The sequence below is a fragment of the Alteromonas sp. MmMcT2-5 genome (assembly GCF_022348315.1).
GTDB lineage: Bacteria > Pseudomonadota > Gammaproteobacteria > Enterobacterales > Alteromonadaceae > Alteromonas > Alteromonas macleodii.
Window position 1 is genome coordinate 1 of record NZ_JAKRFB010000113.1, and the last position, 2,601, is coordinate 2,601.

A 2,601-nucleotide genomic window follows, 5' to 3' on the forward strand; every position below is an offset into this window, starting at 1 on the left:
TGCGTATTCCGATTTACTTGAACACCCATTCCGGTTTTATTTGAACACCTCAGATCAACGCATCGTTGGCTAGTCGATTTTTACCTTAAGTGTTCAAGTGGCGTCAATGGATGCCAGTGTTTTTCTCATTGATTCTCCTTTCAGTTTTATCCGGTGAGCGTTGTGCATCAGGCGGTCGAGGATGGCATCAGCCAGCGTGTTATCACCGATGGATTGATACCATTGATCTGTGGGTAACTGGCTGATGAGGATGGTTGAGCTGCTGCCGTGGCGGTCATCCATGATTTCCATCAGGTCGTTGCGCTGAGCCGCCTTTAACGGTTCAAGGCCCCAGTCATCCAGGATGAGCAGATTGAGTTTGGCAAGGCTCTTTAGTTTTTTGCTGTATGTGCCATCGGCTTTGGCCTGGGTGAGTTCCATGAGCAGTCGACTCACCCGGTAGTATTTCACCGTGTAGCCTTTCAGGCAGGCGGTGTTAGCGAGTGCGCAGGCGATATAGGTTTTCCCGGTGCCGCACGGCCCGGTGAGTAACAGGTTTTGTTGCCGTTGTAGCCAGTCGCATTGCAGTAATCCTGTCATCACACTTTTTTGCAGTCCGCGCGGATGCTGATAGTCGATGTCATGGGCGTTGGCCGCGAGTTTCAGTTGCGCCTGTTTAAGCAGGCGCTGTTGCTTACGGTTGTCCCGTTCATGGATTTCCTGGTCGGTCAGCAGTTGCAGGCGTTCGGCGAAGCATAAGTCCTGATATTGACCCGGTTGTTCGAGTTGCTGGCTCAGTGCTTTTGCCATGCCGCTGAGATTAAGTTGGTGCAGTTGTGACAGTGTGGTGGTTAGCATGGATTTTCTCCTTAATGGAAGCTTTGTGGTCCACGGATATTTTCGTGGTGTTGAGGGAGTGTCAGGGTGTCCTGGCTGGATTCACTGATGAGCTTGTCCTGATTGCTGTTTAAGATGTCTTTGAGTTGCTGTAAGCGATAGAGCTGATGCTGGTTAGCCAGCTTGCAGGCGATATTGAGCCGCTGCGGCGGATACTGACTGGCTAATCGCAAGGCACCCAGGCAGACACGGAACGCCTGTTGGGGATGTGGTTTACGTTTCAGCTGTGCTTTTACCCAGAGAAGCACGTCATCACCGATGTCTTTCGCCCAGTTCATCAGGCTGCCTTCGCTTACTTTGTGGTAGTGCTGATGCTGCGCAGGCATGTGTTGCGGCGTGGTGGTAAAGCCGTAACGGTCATTGCGGGGATGGCTGGCCACACGTTTGCCCTGGAAGTAGATTTCCACCAGGCGTGGCTTGGCGTGAAGCTCCACTTTTTCACTCACCAGTTGATGTGGCACCGAGTACAGGTGATTCTCATACTGCACATGGTAATCGATGTTCACCTTAGTATTGCGGATGTCGGTATATTCATAGGCATGGCGCGGCAGTGGTTTTAAGGCAGGCTTATCCAGTTCATCGAACCACTGCTGACGCGTGCCTGTCATTTGTTTGAACGGTTTATTGTTCACCTCTGTCAGCAAGGCGCGGATACACTGGTTCAGCTCATGTAGTGAGAAGAAGGTGTGATGGCGAAGCCGGGCTAATATCCATCGCTCTATGATTTGCACACCCACTTCGGCCTTGGCTTTATCTTTGGGTTTATACGGTCTGGCGGGCACAATCGCCGTATCATAATGAGCTGCCAGTTGCTGATAGGCCGGATTGATATCCGGGTCGCTCTTGCAGGCTTTAGTCACTGCACTTTTTAAGTTATCCGGCACCACCATGGTGGGTACGCCACCAAGATACTCGAAGGCCCGTACATGGCTGCCGAGCCAGTCTTGCAAGCCCTGAGTCCAGGTCGCCTCTGAGTAGTAATAACTGCTCGCGCCCATAGCTGTAACGAATATTTGTGCATACCGGATTTCACCCGTTTGCGGGTTCACGACAGGCATAGTTTGCCCTGCATAATCCACGAACAACACGTCGCCTGCCCGGTGATGCTGACGCATGGAGCGGCGTTGCTTATTCAACCACTGCAGGTAACGGTCGCAGAACTGAGAGTAACTGTAACAGCGGTTGGGGTATTGCTGGGTGTATTCTTCCCACAACAGTAGTTTGGTTACGCCCTTTCGGCTTAATTGTTTGCGCAAGTCTGCCCAATCCGGCTCCTGGAATCGTTTGGCATGGCGGGTATCGGCTTGCGGGTAAAAGCGCCGGGCTAACTGGGCATCATCCAGTTCATCCGGCAGCGGCCAGGACAAGTTCATCCCCTTGGCTTTGTTGAGCAGTGTTTGGATGCTGCCAACACTGACTTTGGTGCTGCGGTGGATCTCGCGGATACTCAATCCTGCCGAGAAATGCAGCCTTAAAACCTCTCTGATTTTACGCATTGTAATCCTTTTCAAACCTAACCCTCACTCGCCAACTAAAAGTCAGTGGTTAAGTTATCAAATTAATAGTGATTTCAATGCGTTGAAAAGATTCCGGCGTACTTGAACACCGATTCCGGAAATCAGCCCAAAACTGTACTAAATAAATCCGGAATCAGTGTTCAAATAATTCCAGAATGAGTGTTCAAGTATTTCCGGAATCGCTGTTCAGATCCGGCCGGAATATGCA

Annotated in this window: 2 protein-coding genes; both read right to left on the minus strand. The window is 51.1% G+C overall.

The genetic code is table 11. The annotated features are described in order from the left end of the window. Positions 1-93: 93 nt before the first annotated feature. Positions 94-837, minus strand: a complete 744-nt coding sequence (gene istB / locus MHN09_RS21045) for an IS21-like element helper ATPase IstB (protein ID WP_187448019.1) — start codon at positions 835-837, stop codon at positions 94-96. 11 nt (positions 838-848) lie between these two features. After that, a complete protein-coding gene (istA, locus tag MHN09_RS21050; protein WP_187448020.1) occupies positions 849-2,372 on the minus strand; it encodes an IS21 family transposase in 1,524 nt (507 codons plus the stop codon). Positions 2,373-2,601 lie beyond the last annotated feature (229 nt).